At 41.1% G+C, this 19,834-nt stretch carries 19 protein-coding genes; 14 read left to right on the top strand and 5 right to left on the bottom strand.

The annotated features are described in order from the left end of the window. Nucleotides 1–450 precede the first annotated feature (450 nt). Complete coding sequence (locus G574_RS0104160) at nt 451–1,512, top strand: PTS sugar transporter subunit IIC (RefSeq protein ID WP_029691094.1); 1,062 nt, start codon at nt 451–453, stop codon at nt 1,510–1,512. Between the two features lie 131 nt (nt 1,513–1,643). On the opposite strand, the gene G574_RS0104155 is transcribed toward G574_RS0104160, so the two are convergent. From G574_RS0104155 to G574_RS0104140, 4 genes are read right to left on the bottom strand one after another with little or no spacing between them, the layout of a single operon-like run. After that, on the bottom strand, nt 1,644–2,303 hold the full coding sequence (locus G574_RS0104155; protein WP_017770728.1) for a Crp/Fnr family transcriptional regulator: 660 nt from the start codon (nt 2,301–2,303) through the stop codon (nt 1,644–1,646). A gap of 37 nt (nt 2,304–2,340) precedes the next feature. After that, the gene (locus G574_RS0104150; protein WP_029691093.1) at nt 2,341–2,619 is read right to left on the bottom strand and encodes a hypothetical protein; all 279 of its coding nucleotides are present in this window, start codon (nt 2,617–2,619) and stop codon (nt 2,341–2,343) included. Nucleotides 2,620–2,631: 12 nt separating this feature from the next. After that, complete coding sequence (locus G574_RS0104145; protein ID WP_029691092.1) at nt 2,632–2,865, bottom strand: heavy-metal-associated domain-containing protein; 234 nt, start codon at nt 2,863–2,865, stop codon at nt 2,632–2,634. 29 nt (nt 2,866–2,894) lie between these two features. Continuing rightward, entirely contained in the window at nt 2,895–4,793 is a 1,899-nt protein-coding gene (locus G574_RS0104140) for a heavy metal translocating P-type ATPase (RefSeq protein WP_037590638.1), read from the bottom strand. Nucleotides 4,794–4,966: 173 nt separating this feature from the next. Here G574_RS0104140 and G574_RS0104135 point away from each other — a divergent pair, with 173 nt between their 5' ends. The 6 genes from G574_RS0104135 to G574_RS0104110 all read left to right on the top strand — a co-directional run bounded on the left by G574_RS0104135 (nt 4,967) and on the right by G574_RS0104110 (nt 11,579). Beyond that, complete coding sequence (locus G574_RS0104135; protein WP_029691090.1) at nt 4,967–5,719, top strand: DeoR/GlpR family DNA-binding transcription regulator; 753 nt, start codon at nt 4,967–4,969, stop codon at nt 5,717–5,719. Beyond that, on the top strand, nt 5,716–6,627 hold the full coding sequence (gene pfkB, locus G574_RS0104130; RefSeq protein ID WP_029691089.1) for a 1-phosphofructokinase: 912 nt from the start codon (nt 5,716–5,718) through the stop codon (nt 6,625–6,627). The genes G574_RS0104135 and pfkB overlap by 4 nt, the downstream gene beginning before the upstream one ends. Then, nucleotides 6,624–8,603 carry a PTS fructose transporter subunit IIABC gene (locus G574_RS0104125; protein WP_029691088.1) on the top strand — a complete coding sequence of 660 codons (1,980 nt, stop codon included), beginning with the start codon at nt 6,624–6,626 and terminating at the stop codon, nt 8,601–8,603. Before pfkB ends, G574_RS0104125 begins: the two co-directional genes overlap by 4 nt. 107 nt (nt 8,604–8,710) lie before the next feature. Next, nucleotides 8,711–8,857, top strand: a complete 147-nt coding sequence (locus G574_RS11635) for a hypothetical protein (RefSeq protein ID WP_169343459.1) — start codon at nt 8,711–8,713, stop codon at nt 8,855–8,857. Between the two features lie 224 nt (nt 8,858–9,081). Further along, nucleotides 9,082–9,603, top strand: a complete 522-nt coding sequence (locus G574_RS0104115) for a glucosaminidase domain-containing protein (protein WP_245540397.1) — start codon at nt 9,082–9,084, stop codon at nt 9,601–9,603. Nucleotides 9,604–9,830: 227 nt separating this feature from the next. Continuing rightward, nucleotides 9,831–11,579: an aryl-sulfate sulfotransferase gene (locus tag G574_RS0104110; RefSeq protein ID WP_037590637.1), complete on the top strand. Its 1,749-nt coding sequence runs from the start codon at nt 9,831–9,833 to the stop codon at nt 11,577–11,579. 41 nt (nt 11,580–11,620) lie between these two features. On the opposite strand, the gene G574_RS0104105 is transcribed toward G574_RS0104110, so the two are convergent. Further along, nucleotides 11,621–12,166 carry a dihydrofolate reductase family protein gene (locus tag G574_RS0104105; RefSeq protein ID WP_029691085.1) on the bottom strand — a complete coding sequence of 182 codons (546 nt, stop codon included), beginning with the start codon at nt 12,164–12,166 and terminating at the stop codon, nt 11,621–11,623. Nucleotides 12,167–12,281: 115 nt separating this feature from the next. Between G574_RS0104105 and G574_RS0104100 the strand changes: the two genes are divergently transcribed. The 7 genes from G574_RS0104100 to G574_RS0104070 all read left to right on the top strand — a co-directional run bounded on the left by G574_RS0104100 (nt 12,282) and on the right by G574_RS0104070 (nt 19,808). After that, a complete protein-coding gene (locus G574_RS0104100; protein ID WP_029691084.1) occupies nt 12,282–12,803 on the top strand; it encodes a hypothetical protein in 522 nt (173 codons plus the stop codon). Between the two features lie 65 nt (nt 12,804–12,868). Then, nucleotides 12,869–13,249, top strand: a complete 381-nt coding sequence (locus G574_RS0104095; RefSeq protein WP_017770716.1) for a DUF1149 family protein — start codon at nt 12,869–12,871, stop codon at nt 13,247–13,249. Then, the gene (locus G574_RS0104090; RefSeq protein ID WP_029691083.1) at nt 13,249–14,097 is read left to right on the top strand and encodes a DegV family protein; all 849 of its coding nucleotides are present in this window, start codon (nt 13,249–13,251) and stop codon (nt 14,095–14,097) included. The genes G574_RS0104095 and G574_RS0104090 overlap by 1 nt, the downstream gene beginning before the upstream one ends. Nucleotides 14,098–14,214: 117 nt before the next feature. Then, nucleotides 14,215–14,982, top strand: a complete 768-nt coding sequence (gene dapB, locus G574_RS0104085) for a 4-hydroxy-tetrahydrodipicolinate reductase (protein ID WP_029691082.1) — start codon at nt 14,215–14,217, stop codon at nt 14,980–14,982. Then, on the top strand, nt 14,982–16,205 hold the full coding sequence (locus G574_RS0104080; protein ID WP_029691081.1) for a CCA tRNA nucleotidyltransferase: 1,224 nt from the start codon (nt 14,982–14,984) through the stop codon (nt 16,203–16,205). The genes dapB and G574_RS0104080 overlap by 1 nt, the downstream gene beginning before the upstream one ends. A 384-nt stretch (nt 16,206–16,589) precedes the next feature. Beyond that, on the top strand, nt 16,590–18,461 hold the full coding sequence (locus G574_RS0104075) for an ABC-F family ATP-binding cassette domain-containing protein (RefSeq protein ID WP_029691080.1): 1,872 nt from the start codon (nt 16,590–16,592) through the stop codon (nt 18,459–18,461). Between the two features lie 9 nt (nt 18,462–18,470). Next, nucleotides 18,471–19,808: an MATE family efflux transporter gene (locus tag G574_RS0104070; protein WP_029691079.1), complete on the top strand. Its 1,338-nt coding sequence runs from the start codon at nt 18,471–18,473 to the stop codon at nt 19,806–19,808. The last annotated feature ends 26 nt before the right edge of the window (nt 19,809–19,834 follow it).

The following is a 19,834-nucleotide window of genomic DNA, read 5'->3' as shown; positions in this document are numbered from 1 at the left end:
ACTGATAGAAGATAGATATCACAGCTATTGTTTAGGTCTTTTTAGATGGAAAGGAACGTTCCGATTCACAAGACAGTTTTTTTGAAAAAATGCAAGGTGGCTGAGACCTGGGTCTTCAGCCTTTTTGATTTTAGAAGACAGTAACTAATGTACAAGTTTGATTTTGGATACAACTGATTTCTCATTTTCAAAAATAGTAGGTCTGGAAACGCTTGTTTCCGGGCTTTTTTAATGCTAAGGTCAGTTTATTACTTCTTTTTCTGGGTTGAGAGTTAGTGGCTGACTTATCAAGAGGAGGTGTCATCCTGTATAAACGGTTAAAATAGTGGCATCTTTCGGAGTTTTTAGAAAATTATAAGAAATGGGTTTGCAAAGTGATAATTTTGTGTTAAACTAAAGCTCACCCTTGCTGAAAATTCTTTCTGGGTAGGGCATTTTTAAGGAGTATTTATGGAAAAAGATGTAAAAAAAGAAACGTTAGGATCGTTTTTGAGTAAGGTATTGGATGGTACTGCAGTTGCTGTTGTTGTCGCCCTCATCCCTAATGCTATTTTGGCTTCTGTGATTAAACCATTTTTACCTCACGATGCCTTGGCTGAATACTTGCATATTATTCAAGTTTTTCAATTTTTCACGCCGATCATGGCAGGCATGCTAGCTGCCCAAAAATTTGACTTTACTCCAATGCAACAGGTTGCTGTTGGAGGCGCAGCTTACATTGGATCAGGCGCCTGGGCGTACTCTGAAGTGGTTAAAGATGGTGTCACGACAGGCACCTTTGCACTTAGAGGGATTGGCGACTTGATTAATACCATGTTAACCATTGCTTTAGCAGTTTTGGCTGTCAAGTTGGTTGGGCGTTACTTTGGTGCCTTAAACATCATTTTGTTGCCGATTATTATTGGAACGGGTGTTGGTTACGTTGGTTGGAAATTGTTGCCGTTTGTGTCTCAAATTTCAACCATGATTGGTCAAGGGATTAATAGTTTTACTGTTTTACAACCTGTGCTTATGTCAATCTTGATTGCCATGTCCTTCTCTATTTTAATTATTACACCGATTTCGACGGTAGCTATTGGTTTGGCCATTGGTCTGGAAGGTTTGGCAGCAGGTGCGGCTTCTATGGGCCTTGCCGCAACGGCAGCAGTATTGGTTTGTGGTACTGTTCGAACAAACAAAGTAGGTGTCCCTTTAGCGGTCTTTCTTGGGGCTATGAAAATGATGATGCCAAATTTCTTCAAACACCCTATTATGGCTATCCCCGTTTTAATAACAGCTGCACTTAGTGCCTTGTCTATCCCTCTCTTTAACTTAATTGGGACACCAGCAAGTTCTGGTTTTGGTCTCGTGGGGATGGTCGGTCCGATTGCTTCATTGGAAGGTGGCAGCGGAGTACTGATAATTGTTCTTGCTTGGCTTGTTATTCCATTTATCGTCGGTTTCATTGCTAACAAGGTGTGTCAAGATGTTTTGAAGCTTTATTCTAAAGATATTTTTATCTTTAAAGGATAATCATTACTAACAGAAATCTACTGAATTCAATAGAAGTCAAGCTAACCTATCGAACTTGCTTACTTCAAGCCTTTTGATTTTGCCTTATTCAGCTTTCTGTCAGTACCATTATGCTTATTGTTAGGAACCTATTAATAATCTTCCAATCCTTCAAAGTCAAGGATTTTAATGGTCTTTTGGTCCCTTTCAATGAGCCCTTCTTGCTGTAGTAGCTTCAACTTTCGAGATAGGGTTTCAGGGCTGGTACCTAAAAAGGTGGCTAGCTCTTTCATTTTCATGGGAATAGTAACATAAAGAGAATCACTGGCTCTACTGAGGTTGCAGAGGTAGTAGGCTAGCCTCTCTTCGATTTTTTCCATACTTAAAAATTGGGTTTGTTGTTCCAGTTGATGCGTTTTCTCGGCATTAAGGGTCATTAATTGGAGCGCTAATGGTGGATAGGTTTCTAGCAGGTTTTTAAAATCTTTTTGTGTTAACAAGCAAATTTCTGTCGTTTGTAGGGCTTGGCCAAAAAGATTATCATTTGCCACGCCAAATAGAAAGTGGTCTCCCTCGAAGTCACCTGGTTGAACGATCCGAAGCAGTTGTTCCCGGCCGTTATTTGCTAAACGGTAAACCTTCATCTGTCCTCTAGCAATCAGGGTAAGCTGTGGTTCTTGATCTGGTGCAAAGATGATGTCCCCCTTTTGGACGATGCGATGATGAACCAGCTTCTCGATACGCATTTGATCTTCGATAGCTAAATGGTTAAAGAGTGGTACGAGTGAGACACAGAGATGGTCATGTGGCATATGATAACCCTCCTTTTTTCTGCATTATAACATATCTTTAAGCGTGATTTAAATGGTAACCTTCTTGCAAGAGTTGATACGTTTTTTCAAAAGTTGGGCAAACGTCATCAGGGATGGTAAAATGATTGGTGATAGTGTTTAGCTTCTCAAGATCAGAAGTGATTTCCTGCTCATGAGCAAGGTGATCTTGAAGGTCTTGGTAGAGAGCCTGGACCTCAAAGACCTCAGGGTGATTCTTACCGTGTGCTTTAGTAATGGCTTTCGTAAACAGGTCTAATTCGTCTTTATGGGTGATAAAAAATGGTTTTGCTGTCATGGTTTTCTCCTTTTAAGCAGCTGTTGTTTTTGTTTTGAGAACGGTGTATCCGATGCCTTCAATGGCAGATGCAATGGTTTTGCTGTCAGTTTTTTCTTGATCGAAGGTGAGTTTGACCTTGCTGGCATTAAAAAGGACTTTAACGCTAGAAGGATCGACCCCATCAACTTGTTTGACGGCAGCTTCGATTTTTTGCATGCAAGATGGGCAGGCTAATTCTTCGAGTTGGATAACGGCTTTTGACATAAGAGAACCTTCTTTCTGTTTTGATGTGTTTAGGATAAAACTTTTTTTGGTGTTTTTCCTTGATAGGTATCAACTTTTGAGGATTTGCCAAAGGATAGTAGGCGCATACCGTTGAGAATGACAACTAGTATGCTAGCTTCGTGGATGAACATACCTACTGTCATGCTAACCCAGTCACTAGCGATAAGTCCCGTAATCAAGGTTGCTACGACGAGGATAGCGATGGTAATATTTTGGCGCATGTTGCGCGTAATAGCGATGCTTAACCGTCGAGCTAATGGTAGCCGACTGAGATTTGCCTGCATGAGAACAATATCGGCAGTTTCCATAGCCACATCAGTCCCTCCACCAATAGCGATTCCGAGATCTGCACGGGTGAGAGAAGGGCTATCGTTGACGCCATCACCTACGAAGATGACGCGACGTCCCTGATCTTGAAGGCGGCGAATATAGCTTTCCTTATCTTCGGGGAGCAAGTTACCATAGGCCTGCTCTATTCCAGCTTCTTGTGCGATAAGAGAAGCCGTTTCTTGATTATCTCCTGATAGCATAGCGATGGTAGTAAAACCTTGTTTTTTAAGTTGTTGAATGACTTTTGGAACCTCTGGTCTTAAGGTATCTTTGATCCCTAGGGCCATTTTTAGATGACCATCAATAGCAACTAAAACCAAGGAATGTCCTGTTTGGGTGATGTCAGAAATGATGTTAGAGGCTTCTGAGGAGAGGAGAGGAATGTGTTGTCGTATCAACCATTCATTACCAACGATAATGTCATGCCCCGCTATTTGGGCGCTTATCCCACCGCCTTTGATGGTTTGGCTATCGGTAACGGGCACATAAGCATCAACCTCTAGTCCATCAACGATGGCTTGGGCCAGCGGATGTTGGGATTCTCTTTCAAGACTGACAAGATATGACCAATCGTCAGCGGTGACAGTACCCAATGTTTCGATTCGTGTCAGTTGTGGCTTCCCTTGTGTTAGGGTACCTGTTTTATCAAAAAGGATGGTATCTGCTTTGCTAAAGGTAGTGATAATGTCACTTCCTTTGAAGAGAATCCCCTGTTTGGCACCATTACCGATGCCGGCAACGGTTGAGACTGGTACGCCGATGACCAAGGCTCCAGGACAACCTAGGACAAGAATGGTAATGGCTAACTCGCTATTTCCTGTAATGATAAAAGTGAAGAGTGCGATGATAAGAACCAGTGGTGTATAGTATTTGGAGAAAGTGTTGATAAATTGTTCCGTTTGGGATTTGGAATCTTGAGCTTCTTCAACTAATTCGATGATTTTGCCAAAAACGGTATCTTCACCGACTTTTTCGGCTTGCAATTCGATCATCCCGTTGTCTAATAGGCTACCGGCAAAAACAGTAGCATCGGCTTCTTTTTTCAGAGGTTTAGATTCACCTGTGATACTAGCTTCATTGACATAGGCAGTTCCTGTCAAAACCAAGCCATCGACAGGTATTTTATCTCCGGTTTTGACCAGTAAGCGCTGGCCTTTTTGGACATCATCACTAGGAATGGTTTCTAGATCGCCATTGTCATGAATAAGAGTCGCTTGACTGGGTGCTAATTCCAGTAACTCTTTGATAGCAGATCTTGTTTTTCCTAGGGTGCGCTGCTCAAGAAAGGCACCTAGGAGAAAGAGAAAAGACACAATAGCTGATTCTTCGTAATTGCGAATGAATAGAGCACCTATAATAGCAATTGAAACGAGAATATCAATGGAAATCACTTTAATTTTAAGGGATTCATAGGCTTGAATGATGATGGGTGCAGCTCCCAAGATAGAGGCAAGAATGAGAAGAATTTGGGCTAAAGGTGGTTGCTGAAAGATAAAATGATTTGCAAAAGCGCTAATAATGAGCAATGCTACTAGCGCAAGGATATGGGTTTTGTGCTTTAAAATAGAGGCTTTCATAGTAATCTCCTTTCTAGATGCCTCTAGTTTATCAGCCATCGTATGAGAAAACCTTGATAGCTATCAAGAATAAAAATATCTCCTAAATTGACTGAAAATGATAGAAAGTGAAAGAATTTAGTTGACTTTTACGAAATAAAGTGTATAATAACTCTTGTAAACGATTGCAGGAGGTGTTTTTTATCTTAAAAACAGAGCGTAAACGTCTGATCCTAGAGAAGATTGCCTTCGAGGATTACGTTGTTCTAGAAGATTTAGTGGCATTGTTAGAAACGTCTGAATCCACTGTCCGTAGGGATTTAGATGAGTTAGAAGCCCAAGGAAAGCTACGGCGTGTACATGGTGGTGCGGAGAAAATACATAGTCTTCAAGAGGAACCTAGTATTCGTCAAAAATCTATCAAAAACATTCAAAAAAAGAAGGATTTGGTTCAAAAAGCCGCTGAATTGATCCAAGATGGCGATGTGATTTTTTTGGACGCAGGCTCAACAACAGAACTCTTGATACCTCTTTTAAATCAAGAGGGGCTGACGGTTGTTACCAATGCTATTCACCATGCTGCTAAACTGGTGGATAAAAATATTAAAACCTTAATTATTGGTGGTTTTATCAAAAATACCACAGATGCCAGTGTTGGCCAAATTGCTGTTGAACAGGTCAAAAGGCTTAATTTTGATAAGGCTTTTCTAGGGATGAATGGTATTGATGCTAACCACATCACCACACCTGAAATGGAAGAAGCTGTGGTGAAGCGGACGATTATTGCTAGTGCCAAGAAGGCCTTTATTTTAGCGGATGCTTCCAAATTGGGGCAGGTATCCTTTATCAATGTTGCCCCACTTAATGAGGTGGATATTATCACGAATCATTGTGATCATCCACTTTTACCAATCATAAAAGAAAAGACAGGAGTTATAGAAGCATGATTTATACGGTGACTTTAAATCCGTCTATCGATTATATTGTTCGACTGGAGACTGTTTCTGTTGGACACGTTAATCGTATGGCTAGTGATGACAAGTACGCTGGCGGTAAAGGGATTAATGTCAGTCGTGTTTTAAAACGTTTGGCTATTGACAATACAGCTACAGGATTTATTGGCGGTTTTACGGGACATTTTATTACAGACCAATTAGAACACGAAGGCATTACAACAGCTTTTGTGCCTGTCTCTCAAGACACACGCATCAATGTCAAAATCAAAGCGGATCAAGAAACGGAGATCAATGGGCAAGGTCCTGTTATTTCTGCACAAGAGTTGGCAAACTTGAAAGATCAGCTAGCGCATTTAACGTCTGATGATGTTGTTGTGTTTGCTGGCTCTGCGCCAAGTAATTTAGGGAATCAGGTTTATAAAGAGCTCTTGCCAATTGCTAAAGAGGCTGGGGCAGCTATTGTCTGTGATTTTGAAGGACAAACACTGCTAGATTCCCTTGCCTACAAGCCACTATTGGTTAAGCCGAATAACCATGAATTAGAAGCTATTTTTGAGGTGACATTAACATCACTAGATGACATCGAGATATACGCTCGTAAAATCCTTGAGATGGGTGCTCAAAATGTTCTCATTTCCATGGCAGGCGATGGTGCTCTCCTTGTGACACAAGAGGCTGCTTATTTCGCTAAACCGATCAAGGGTCAGGTTAAAAATTCTGTCGGTGCCGGTGATTCTATGGTGGCAGGATTTACGGGAGAGTTGGTCAAATCAGGCGACCCTCTTGAAGCACTCAAATGGGGAGTGGCTTGTGGTACAGCAACAACCTTCTCAGACGATTTAGCAAGTATTGACTTTATTAAAGAAACTTATCAAAAAGTAGAGGTAGAAAAACGATGAAAATTCAAGACCTATTGAACAAAAATGTCATGATCTTGGACCTGCAAGCTAGGACTAAAGAAGCTGCTATTGACGAAATGATTAACCGTTTGGTTGAAGAAGGTGTTGTTAGTGACTTCGCGACCTTTAAAGAAGGGATTATGGCGCGTGAAGCCTTGACATCAACTGGATTGGGTGACGGCATTGCTATGCCTCACTCTAAAAATACAGCTGTTGTCGAACCTACAGTACTTTTTGCCAAATCAAGTTCTGGTGTTGATTATGAAGCGCTTGATGGGCAACCAACTTATCTCTTTTTCATGATTGCAGCTCCAGAAGGGGCTAATGATACACACTTAGCGGCACTTGCGGAATTGTCAAAATATTTGATGAAAGATGGTTTCGCAGATGAATTACGCAACATCCACACACCTGATGGCGTGATTGCGACATTTGACGGTGCAGAAGCTGCTGATAAGGAAGCAGAACAAGAAGAAGCTGTGGCCCATAGTGATGTGACCAACTTGCAATCAAGTGACCAAGACTTCATCGTTGCGGTAACAGCATGTACAACAGGGATTGCCCACACTTATATGGCTGAAGAAGCTCTGAAAAAGCAAGCAGCTGAAATGGGCGTTGCTATAAAGGTTGAAACCAACGGTGCATCCGGTATTGGTAATAAATTAACCGCAGCTGATATTGAAAAAGCTAAAGGTGTTATTGTTGCCGCTGATAAGGCGGTTGAAATGCCACGATTTAATGGTAAACCCTTGATTTCGCGTCCGGTTGCCGATGGGATTAAAAAACCAGAAGAGTTGATTCAAATGATTTTGGATGGTAAAGCAGATACCTTTGTAGCCAAAGAAGGTGCGCAAGCTGTCGCTTCTGAAGAGAAAACAAGCCTTGGTGGTTCTTTCTATAAACACCTTATGGGTGGTGTTTCTCAAATGTTGCCATTCGTTATCGGTGGCGGTATTATGATTGCTTTGGCTTTCCTGTTTGATAACATGTTGGGTGTGCCTAAGGACCAACTGTCAAATCTTGGATCTTACAATGAATTGGCGTCAACCTTTATGAAAATTGGGCAAGCAGCCTTTGGCTTCATGCTGCCGGTACTTTCAGGTTACATTGCTTACTCTATTGCTGAAAAACCAGGTCTTGTGGCAGGTTTTGTAGCGGGTGCTATTGCTAACAGTGGTCTAGCCTTTGGCAAGATTGCTTATGCTGCCGGTGGTGAAGCAACTCTCGGTCTCGCAGGAGTATCGTCAGGTTTCCTTGGTGCCCTTGTCGGTGGTTTCCTTGCAGGGGGTGTTATCCTTGTACTCCGTAAGCTTCTTGCTGGTATGCCTCGTTCACTTGATGGGGTTCGTTCGATTCTGCTTTACCCACTACTTGGTGTGGCTGTGACAGGCTTCTTGATGCTTTTTGTCAATATCCCGATGGCTGCGATTAACACAGCGCTTAATACCTTTCTCGAAAACCTTTCAGGTAGCTCAGCTATTTTGATGGGACTTCTTGTCGGTGGTATGATGGCAGTGGATATGGGTGGACCAGTCAACAAGGCAGCTTATGTCTTTGGTACAGGAACACTTGCAGCGACAGTGTCAGAAGGTGGCTCTGTTGTTATGGCAGCTGTTATGGCTGGTGGTATGGTTCCTCCACTTGCTGTTTTTGTAGCAACACTTCTATTCAAAAATAAATTTACACAAGAAGAACGTAACTCTGGTTTGACTAACATTGTTATGGGGCTTTCATTCATCACAGAAGGAGCTATTCCATTTGGTGCTGCTGACCCAGCCCGTGCTATTCCAAGCTTTATTGCAGGATCAGCTGTGACAGGTGCTCTTGTTGGGCTTTCAGGGATCAAGCTAATGGCACCACACGGTGGTATCTTCGTGATTGCCTTGACGAGCAATCCACTCTTATACCTCGTCTTTATTGCGATTGGTGCAGTTATTTCAGGAGTTCTCTTTGGATTACTCCGTAAAGCGAAATAATGAAACTGTAACATAATAATAGTAGCGGTGACCGCCTGGTCAGCGCTTTTTTATTTCAAAAAACACGAAATGAGCACTCTTGAAACAAGTCATTTGAAAAATATCTTATGATCAGGACAAATGAGGCTTTCAGATGTGGAGGCCGTAAACCAACGAAAATCTTTATAACGGAAATGAGGGGGAATTGTTTAGTGGTCGATGGGATTAAACATGTTGATGAGCTGATTGATGCCTTAGATTCTGATGAAGCGTGAGCCTTATATACCTATAAAATCATCAGTTAAAGAAAAGCTAAAGCGCACACTTTTCAGGCGGTAAAGTGCCAATTATGTCATAAGGTTTTACCTATCTGGTTTTTAGTTTGTTACCTCTTGCTCTTATGCTAAAATAGGAGAGTATCAAAGGAGGTGGCAATGGTTTGGCAAGAAAAAAGAAAAAGGCCCCCAAGAACAAGTGGTCTCTCGTATTGGTCGTGACCATGGCTTTTGCATTGTTAACTTTCTGTAAAGCCATATTGCCTGAAAGTGCTCCTACCAATCAAGTACCAACGACAACAGAACACTTTGTTGATATCATAGGTCCCAAAGCTAAGGTAGTTGCCGATCAATACGATCTCTATCCGTCTGTTATGATTGCCCAATCTATTTTAGAATCAGATAGTGGTCAGTCGGCCCTTAGCCAAGCGCCTCATTTTAATTTTTTCGGTATCAAAGGGGAGTACAATGGACAGTCTGCTTCCTTTGAAACCTGGGAAGATGATGGTCAGGGCAATCCTTATACCATTATGGCCAATTTTCGTTCCTACGGAAGTATGGAAAACAGTCTTTCTGACTATGCTATGTTTCTTCAGAAAGACTTATATCTTGGCGTGAGACGCAGTCAGACTTTGAGCTACCAGGATGCCACAGCGGCCTTGACCGGAACCTATGCGACGGATACCAGTTATGGCAATAAGTTAAATGACTTGATTGCTCGTTATCAGTTGACGAGGTTTGATTGATATAGACGTAAAATTAGCGACCTTAGCTTAGGTCGCGGAGTACCTAAATAAAATGGTTTTATGATTTATCATCTGTAAAACACTTAGAAAGTGTAGAGGCTTATACCTTTCTAAGTGTTTTTGTTTGTTATGGATGGGGTTAATGTCTGTTATCATTAAAATATATGTTAATTTAATGGATTTATGGTAAAATAGAACTTATATTATCACTAATTAAGGAGAGTGTCATGAAACCAAAACATGTCTTAAGACTACTGTTGGGGTTAGCTATCATGGTTTTTGTCATTAGTCTTAGTCGACATTCTTTATTGGAGGTTCAGGAAGGTGACCAACAATTAGAAGAAGTCTCAAGTGGAGATGAGGCTACTCCAAAGCATTGGCAGGTATCAGCTTTAACCTCTCAAAAAGGCGATGGCGTCCACGTTTTGGATTATCGTGACTTGGATTTAAAGAGTATCGAAGATGTCTTCGATATTGATCATCAAGAGGCGATTCATAAAAAGTTACAACAGCTCCGTAGGAAAAAAAGCTATAGTTTTGATAATATGTTGCTTGTATCCAATCCTTACTTGACGAATACAACTGGACTTTATCTTGCTTTTGACACGGATGAACCTGTTAAGGTGAGCTATCAAATAGATACACTAGGCTATCCAAGCTATCATAACACTTTATATAATCCAGAGGGAATCTATGCCAGATCACATGACTACCAACTTATTGGTAGTATCGCAGGCTTAGTGAATACCATTACGATTACAGCTGAGACAGCAAGTGGTGATCAGGTGACCAAGCAGTTTACTTATACGCCACCAATGATGCAGTCCAGCCCTATCTTAACCTATATGATTCAAGAGGGAAGTAGTAAAGCGAAGCTCTCAAATGGTCTTTTCGCCATTATCGGTAATAAACTGGATCTACGTGCGACTTATCTTGTGGATAACAGGGGTGTTGTTAGGGCAGAAATGCCTATGATTGATTACTACGCCACACGATTGAACCAAACCTCGTCAGGCGAACTTATCATGGGAATCTCATCGACATCTTTAGGAGCCTATTCACGTTTGGGGCAGATCACAACGATTTATGATGTTAGGAAAGAAGGTTACGAGCTGCATCATGACAATATTGTAACCAATGATGAGACCGCTATTTATGCTTTGGCGACCAGCAGTGAGGACAAAAAGACAAAGAAATTAGTTGAAGATCGCATTCTAAAATTGAACAAAGAAACTGGCGCTATTGAAGCGGTTATTGACTTTAGCCAACTTTTGGCAGATTATTATCAGGTGGCAGATGGGATTGAAGAAACCAATGCTTATGCTGGTTTCTGGGATCCTATTCATTTGAATAGCGTTCAAGATATAGGTAACGATGCCATTATTGTGAGTTCTCGTGAGACCTCTACGATCATGAAGATTGTCGGCGTTAGCCAAAATCCTCAGATTGACTATCTCATTTCTGATCCGAGTATCTGGGAGGGTATCTCAGATTATTCGGATTTAGTTCTGGATAAGGTGGGCGACTTCATCCCACAAACGGGACAGCATACGGTTACCTATGTTCCAGACCCAAATCTAGAAGATGGGCAATATTATCTCTATATGTTTAATAACAACTCGACAGTGATGGATTCTCGCAAAGACTTTGATTGGCGCCATTACCAATCTAATGATAATTCCCTAGACGTGAATCATTCTGTTTCTTTTTATTACAAATACTTCGTTGATGAAAATAAGAGGACATTTGAGCGCGTCGATACTTTTGAAGTGCCTTACTCTCCTTACCTTTCTAGCACCCAAGCTTTGGGGGACAATATGCTGGTCGCATCCGGCCAAGACTTATCCTTCGGAGAGTATGATGCTAAAGGGAATCTTATCAAACGTTTCCGTTACCTAGGTGAGACGACGAGTATCTACCGCGTTTTTAAATATGACTTTGACAACTTTTATTTTACTCAGAGCGAAAATGAGTAGAAAGAGACTACCGTGACAAAGCAAAAGAGCTGAACAAACGATCAGCTCTTTTGTGTGTCTGTAGGCAAATATCGCAACATTGCGATGCCGTTAGTCACTGTTGATTGGATTAGGGTTAGTGGGATTTCAGTCGTATTATCAGTAAATAAGCGTTTTCCTTTACCGAGAATGATAGGAATGATACCAATGATGTATTCGTCAACCAAGCCCAAGGAGATGACTTGATCAGCCAAGTTAGCACCACCAAATAGCCAGATATCAGTGCCATCTTGCTTTTTCAACCGCTTAATATCTTCGATAATCGTTTTGGAAAAGGTCACATGCGCTGTGGAAGGATGCTCTTTGCGACTAGCAACAATAAACTGTTTGTGCTCATAATCATCAATCATTTCAATGGGGCAATCACGATAGGATTGATATCCCATAATAATCGTGTCACAAGACTTGAAGAAGCCATCGTTGTCAAATTGTTCTGCTGTATTGGCTGGAGAACCAGAATTTTCGATAATCCAGTCATAGCTGCCATCCTCACGGGCGATATACCTATCCAAGCTTACCGCTATATTTAATACTAATCTTCGTGCCATAAGTTACCTCATTTCTAAAATCTATTATAGCATGTCATATTAGGTACTCCAGGGGATTTTAAATACGCACATCCCAGACTAGTGATTTTCAATGGACTTTGTTATAATGAGAGCTATGAAAACATTAAAAGACGTTTATGAACACCATGCTGAAATGCCTTTTATTTCACCAAAGTATGAACAAGAATTACTGAAGAAGCCCATCGCTAAGCGACAAATGGAACGAACAGGAGAAGGCTATCTTCCGGGTCACATCATCTTACTTTGGCGTATTCAGTTTGGCACTTACACCACCCATCACCCTCATCATAAGTATTTTTATACGACTTATGGGATCGATGCCCAAAAAGAGCTTGAACAGCTGATTGAGGATGGTCTCGTTCGCATTGATACGGCTTTTGAATCGGTGAAATTATTGCCAGTCATGACGCTGAAAGAATTGCTACAAGATAAGGAAGTGAAGGGACTCAGTAAGATGAAGAGAGCTGACTTGGAAGCTGCACTTCAAGCGACATACACAGAGGCATCTTTGGCAAGGACTTTTGATGAGCGTAGCTATTCATTGACGGAAGCTGGCCAAGAACTGCTGGATAAGCACCCAGAGATCATCGCAAAACACCCTCAGAAGAAGTATTAGCTAGCTTTTATTTTACCTAGCCTTATGCTATAATGAAAACACTTGTATCTTATAGGAGAGAAATTATGGAAATCGTTCGTGAAAAAGAATTTGTCAACCAATACCATTACAATGCTCGTAATCTAGAGTGGGAAAAAGAAAATGGTACCCCAAAGACAAATTTTGAAGTGACCTTCCAGTTAGTGGAAAAAAATACGGAAAAGAACCAAACCACAATCGTATCCGTCTTACAATTTACTATTGTTCGTGATGAATTTATGATTAGTGGTGTGGTTTCCCAAATGGATCACATCAAAGGTCGTATCGTAAATGAACCAAAGGAATTTTCACAAGAAGAAGTTGAAACCTTGGCAGAGCCATTGTTGGAAATGGTACGTCGTATGACTTACGAAGTAACCGAAATTGCTTTGGACCGACCAGGTGTCAATTTGGAGTTTAAAAACTAATGAAACTAGCCGTAGTAACAGATAATTCAGCGGTCATACCTCAAGAAATAGCCAGTCACGCTGATCTGTATTGCTTAAATATCCCGGTAACGATTGATGACCAATCTTACATTGAGGGGCAAAACCTATCGATAGAGGCCTTTTACCAAAAAATGGCGCAGTCTGCCGAATTACCAAAGACCAGCCAGCCGAGTTTAGCTGAATTTGATGCCTTACTCAATCAATTGACGCATGATGGCTATACTCATGTTATAGGGCTTTTCTTATCAAGTGGTATTTCCGGTTTTTGGGCTAACAGTCAATTTTTAGTTGATGAACATCCAGAACTAACCATTGCCATACCAGATAGTAAAATTACATCAGCGCCTCTAGGCTATATGGTCAAAACTGTTCTAGATGTGGCAGAAAGCGGAAGTACTTTTGAAGCCATATTGGAAACATTGTCCTTTCAGATTGAACGAACGGATGCTTTTATCATCGTGGATGATCTGAACCACCTGGTTAAGGGAGGGCGATTATCAAACGGTTCGGCCCTATTAGGAAATTTGCTGTCAATCAAGCCGATTTTGTACTTTAATGACGAAGGTGTTATTGAAGTTTATGAAAAAGTGCGTACCGAAAAGAAGGCCGTTAAACGTTTGTTGGACATTTTAAAGGAAAAAACGCAAGATGGTCATTATGATGTGGCTATTATTCATGCCAATGTCCCAGAAAAAGCTCAGGAATTTTACCAATTATTGAAAGAGTCAGATTTTGATGACGATCTTCGAATTGTTCCATTTGGTAGTGTTATTGGGACACATTTAGGTCAAGGCGCCATTGCTTTTGGGATGATACCAAAAGTTTAGGCAATCCCTTTGCGAGACGTCAATGGTCATTAAGAATTAGTGCTAGGGAAGTTGAGTTTTCTGAATGATTCAGATCAAGCTCACTCCCCTTTTTAAAACAGAAAAAAAGGAGATATTATGGCAATTAAGGTGATTATCGCAGGATTCAAAGGACGAATGGGATCCACTGCAGTTGACATGGTTAAATCAGATAAAGAACTTGAATTAGCAGCTTTATTGGATCCTTTTGCAGCAGAAAAAGATCTTGAAGGTATTCCTGTTTTTAATGATAAAAACGATTTGGTTGGTTTTGAAGCTGATGTTTGGGTTGATTTTACAACGCCTAAGGTAGCCTTTGAAAATACCCGTTTTGCCTTGGAAAATGGTTTTTCTCCAGTAGTTGGAACAACGGGCTTTACTGAAGAAGAGATCGCCCAGTTGATTAGTTTTTCTGAAGAACAGCAAGTTGGTGGTTTGATTGCGCCTAACTTTGCCATTGGTGCCATATTACTCATGGAATTTGCGGCAAAGGCTGCTCAATATTTCCCTGATTTAGAGATCATTGAATTACACCATGATCAGAAAAAAGATGCTCCTTCAGGAACTGCAGTTAAAACAGCTGAACTCATCTCGGCAAGTCGACAGTATAAACAGCAAGGTGCTGCAGATGAGGAAGAATTGTTAGCTGGTGCTCGTGGTACTGAGTATGATGGTTTCCGCATTCATAGTGTTCGCTTGCCGGGTTTGGTGGCGCATCAAGAAGTTATTTTTGGCGCTCCAGGTGAAGGGCTCACGCTCCGCCATGACTCTTATGACCGCTCATCCTTTATGAGTGGTGTGAATCTTGGGATAAAAGAAGTTGTTAAACGCGATCGTTTGGTCTATGGATTGGAAAAATTACTGTAATGAAATTACAAGATCTTCCCCTTGAATTTAAGGAGGCGTTACCGCTTCTCGAAAGAATTAAAACGGCTGGTTTTGAGGCCTATTTTGTCGGAGGCTCTGTTCGTGATGTCCTACTAGGACGTCCTATTCATGATGTCGATATTGCTACTTCGTCTTATCCTGAAGAAACGAAGGCCATTTTTGAGCATACTGTAGACGTTGGTATCGATCATGGGACGGTTTTAGTTTTAGAGAATGGGCATAGCTATGAGATGACTACCTTTCGTACAGAAGATGTCTATGTTGATTATCGCAGACCATCTAGTGTCACCTTCGTCCGCTCTTTAAAAGAGGATTTGAAACGGCGAGATTTTACCGTCAATGCTTTTGCGCTTGATGAAAATAGTCAAGTTATAGACCTCTTTGACGGTTTGACAGATTTGGAAAATAAACTTCTCAGAGCGGTCGGCGAAGCTTCTGAACGTTTTCATGAGGACGCTTTGAGAATTTTAAGAGGTATTCGTTTTTCAGCTAGTCTTGATTTTGATATTGAGACTAAGACCTTATCAGCTATGCAAGAGTGCGCACCCCTACTAGAAAAAATTTCTGTCGAACGCTGTTTTATAGAGTTCGATAAATTGTTGATGGCACCACATTGGTCTAAAGGCATTCAAGCCTTGATAGCAACAAAAGCCTATGCTTATCTGCCTGACTTACAGGAGACGGTTGGCTATTGGCAGGCCTTTCTGAATAAAATCGATAATAGCTATGTTTTTCAGAGTTCCGAGCAGGCTTGGGCCGCTGTTTTATTGATTTTAAACCATGAGAATCCAAAAGGGTTTCTTAAAAAATGGAAAACCTCAACACAATTTCAAACACGTGTATCGCACATGGTCGCTGCTTTTAATAGTCGTCTGAAAGGTGGTCTCACCAAGAGGTTGGTTTATCAGTATGGCTTAGACCTGATCCGTGAAGTGGAAGCATTGAGACAGGCTGTGGGTTTGACCGCAGATTTTGATCGTCTAGATCAGCTGGATGCCGCTTTGTTGATTCATGATAAACATGATATCGTTGTGAATGGTGGAATGCTTTTAAGCGAGCTTGATTTAAAACCTGGGCCTCAGTTAGGGCAGATGCTCTCCGCTATTGAAATGGCTATTGTTGATGGTAATCTTGCTAATGACAGAGAGACTATTATGCTTTTTGCCAAACAGTACCTATCATTGATGACTAAATCAAGCTGAGTTTCCAAGAAAGGAACTGGCCTTTAACACCAAAGTTTTAGAAGTTTAGTAAGTGGCTGCTTGAAATGGGCAACGAAATGCCTACTAGTCTTGGTGCTAGATACAAGTGCATAATGTGATGAGAGGCTGGGCTTGAACCCAGCCTCATTAAGCAACATAAAGCATAAAAAATGCGATTGCAATATTCAGAAACTCCAATGCCATGCGATAAATAAGGTCTTAGATGAAAGTCGCTCACTTTGTGCTATGTTGAAAGATATTGGTCGAGCTGTTAAAGAATAGGGGCTTGATTTAAAGGACTATGGCGCTACTGAAGTAGAAGGCTATCAAAAGTGAGTGTTGAGGCATTTGTCTTTTTGTTAGTATGATAGAAGGAATAATAGTATGAGTGATTTTAGTGTTGAACAGTTAACAAAATCCGTTGGGGATAAGATGGTATTTCAGAAAATTTCCTTTATGATTCATGAGCTTGATCGTATTGGGATTATTGGTGTTAATGGCACCGGAAAAACAACTTTACTGGATGTGATTGCCGAACGTATTGGTTTTGATGGTGATATTTCCCCTTTTGTCAAACCCAAAGACTATAAAATAGCCTACTTGACACAAGAACCTGATTTTGATGAGCACCAGACTGTCTTGGATACGGTTTTATCTTCTGATTTGCGTGAGATGGTCTTGATTCGCGAGTATGAAACGATCATGGCTAACTACTCAGAAGATAAGCAGGCGCGATTAGAGTCTCTAATGTCGGAAATGGATATCTTAGACGCTTGGACCATCGAGAGTGAGGTCAAAACTGTTTTATCTAAGTTAGGTATCACAGATCTAACACAAACCGTGGGTAATTTGTCAGGAGGTCTTCGTCGCCGTGTGCAGTTGGCACAGGTCTTGTTAAAAGATGTTGATTTGTTGCTGTTGGATGAGCCGACCAACCATCTGGATATTGAAACCATTGCTTGGTTAACAAATTATTTAACTAACTCTAAAAAGACCGTCTTGTTTATTACGCACGACCGCTACTTTTTGGATAATGTGGCAACCCGTATTTTTGAATTATCGGATAGTCAGTTGACGGAGTATCAAGGTAATTATCAGGATTATGTGCGTTTACGTGCAGAGCAGGATGAGCGTGATGCTGCGGCCTTACATAAGAAAAAGCAACTTTACAAGCAAGAATTGGCTTGGATGCGTAGGCAGCCGCAAGCTAGAGCGACAAAGCAACAAGCAAGAATTAATCGCTTTCATGATCTCAAACAGAATCTTCATCAGGAGACTTCTACGGACAATTTGGAGATCACTTTTGAAACCAGTCGTATTGGGAAAAAAGTGGTCAACTTTGAGCATGTCGATTTTGCTTACGATAGCCACAAGCCTTTGTTAAAGGATTTTAATGAGATTATCCAAAATAAAGACCGCATTGGTATTGTTGGTGATAATGGGGTTGGTAAGACAACTCTCCTAGACTTGATTGCTGGAAAGATTGAGCCGACATCAGGTCAAGTGGTTATCGGAGAAACCGTTCGTGTTGGTTATTTCTCACAGCAAATTCAGGGTATGGATGAGAATAAGCGTGTCATTTCTTACCTTCAAGAAGTTGCGGACGAAGTCAAAACGAGTGTTGGAACAATTAGTGTCAGTGAACTGCTGGAGCAGTTTTTATTCCCAAGATCGAGCCATGGTACACAGATTTCGAAATTATCTGGCGGGGAGAAGAAGCGTCTCTACCTTTTGAAATTGTTGATTGAAAAGCCCAATGTCCTCTTACTGGACGAGCCTACCAATGATTTGGATATTGCGACCTTGACCGTTTTAGAGCAATTTTTAGCTGGATTCACCGGTCCAGTTATCACCGTTAGCCATGACCGTTATTTTTTAGATAAGGTTGCTAATAAAATCTTAGCCTTTGAAAATGGTAACATTCGCTCTTTCTATGGAAATTATACAGATTATTTAGACGAAAAGGCTTTTGAAGCAGAAAGTGCCACTTTATTACGTCAAAAAGAAACCCCAAAAACGACTAAAGTTCGCCAAGAGAAAAAGCGTATGACTTATATGGAAAAGAAAGAATGGGCGACTATTGAAGAAGATATTGTAGTGCTTGAAGAAGCGATCGAACAGATAGAGGAAGCTATGCTGGAAAATGCCAGTGATTATGGTGAGTTGGCTGTTCTTCAGAGAGATTTGGATAGTCATAATGCGCGCCTGCTTGAAAAATATGAACGTTATGACTATCTCAGTGAATTAGCAGAATAAGGAGGGACTATGTATCATACTGAAAGCGTGAAACATAAAATCACGCTCTTTCTTAGACTCTTTTTTCCTATTTTGATTTATCAATTTGCCAACTTTTCAGCTACTTTCATTGATACTATGATGACGGGACAGTATGATACGACACACCTAGCAGGAGTTTCGATGGCAGCTAGCTTATGGAACCCATTTTTCTCCTTATTGACTGGTATCGTGTCTGCCTTGGTTCCCATTATTGGTCAACACCTTGGCCAGGGCAATCGTCATCGGATCAAAGATGATTTTCATCAGTTTATCTATATGGCCATTCTTTTATCTGCCTTTTTATGGTTACTGGTGACCTTTGTCGCAATCCCTCTCTTGACCTCTTTTGGTCTTGAAGCACAAGTGGTTGAGGTTGGTCAAGGATATCTGAAGTGGTTGGCCTTAGGGATCTTGCCCTTACTCTTATTCAGTGTTTGTCGATCATTTTTTGATGCCCTAGGATTGACACAATTGTCTATGTACTTGATGTTGCTCTTACTGCCCTTCAATGCTAGCTTTAATTATGCTTTGATTTATGGCAAATTTGGGCTTCCTGAAATGGGAGGAGCAGGTGCTGGACTTGGGACGGCCCTATCCTATTGGTTATTACTCTTGGTGGTTCTAGTGGTGATGTCATTACATCCGAAAGTCAAGCCCTTTCATGTATGGCGCTGGACTTTGCCAAATCTCAAATTATTAAAACAAGGATTTCTACTTGGACTACCTATTGGTATGCAAATCTTTGCAGAAGTGGCCATTTTTGCGACAGTGGGTCTCTTTATGGTAAACTTTTCAGCGGATATCATTGCCGCCCATCAAGCAGCCATGAACTTTGCGACCTTGCTCTATGCTTTTCCACTAAGTATTTCGATCACCATGCCTATTGCGATATCATTTGAAGTAGGTGCCAGAAATTATGGTGATGCTCGTCAGTTTGCTAGAATTGGACGTGTGACAGCACTCTTGTTTGCGGCAGTGACCTTAACCATTTTATTTCTCTTTCGAACGCAGGTGGCCTATCTTTACGGGAGTGGGGAACGGTTTATTCAATTAACAACAGACTTTCTAATCTATGCTTTCTTTTTTCAACTGGCTGATGCTTTAGCAGCTCCTGTACAAGGCATTTTGCGTGGTTACAAAGATACGACCTATCCTTTCCTTGTTGGTGTAGGTGCCTACTGGGGGATCGCACTTCCAGCTGGTTGGTTATTGGATGTCTTAACAGATTTGGGGGCTCGGGCCTATTGGATTGGTCTGATTGCTGGACTCTTTACCTGTAGCCTTTTACTCCATTTTAGGTTGCGATCTATTGAAAAACGCTATTAAGCAGGAAATACTTTAGAAAGGGTCTT

Origin of the sequence: Streptococcus hyovaginalis DSM 12219 (genome assembly GCF_000420785.1) — a bacterium.
Lineage (GTDB): Bacteria > Bacillota > Bacilli > Lactobacillales > Streptococcaceae > Streptococcus > Streptococcus hyovaginalis.
Note: the sequence above shows the minus strand (reverse complement) of the source record. Positions and strands in the feature narration are given on the sequence as shown.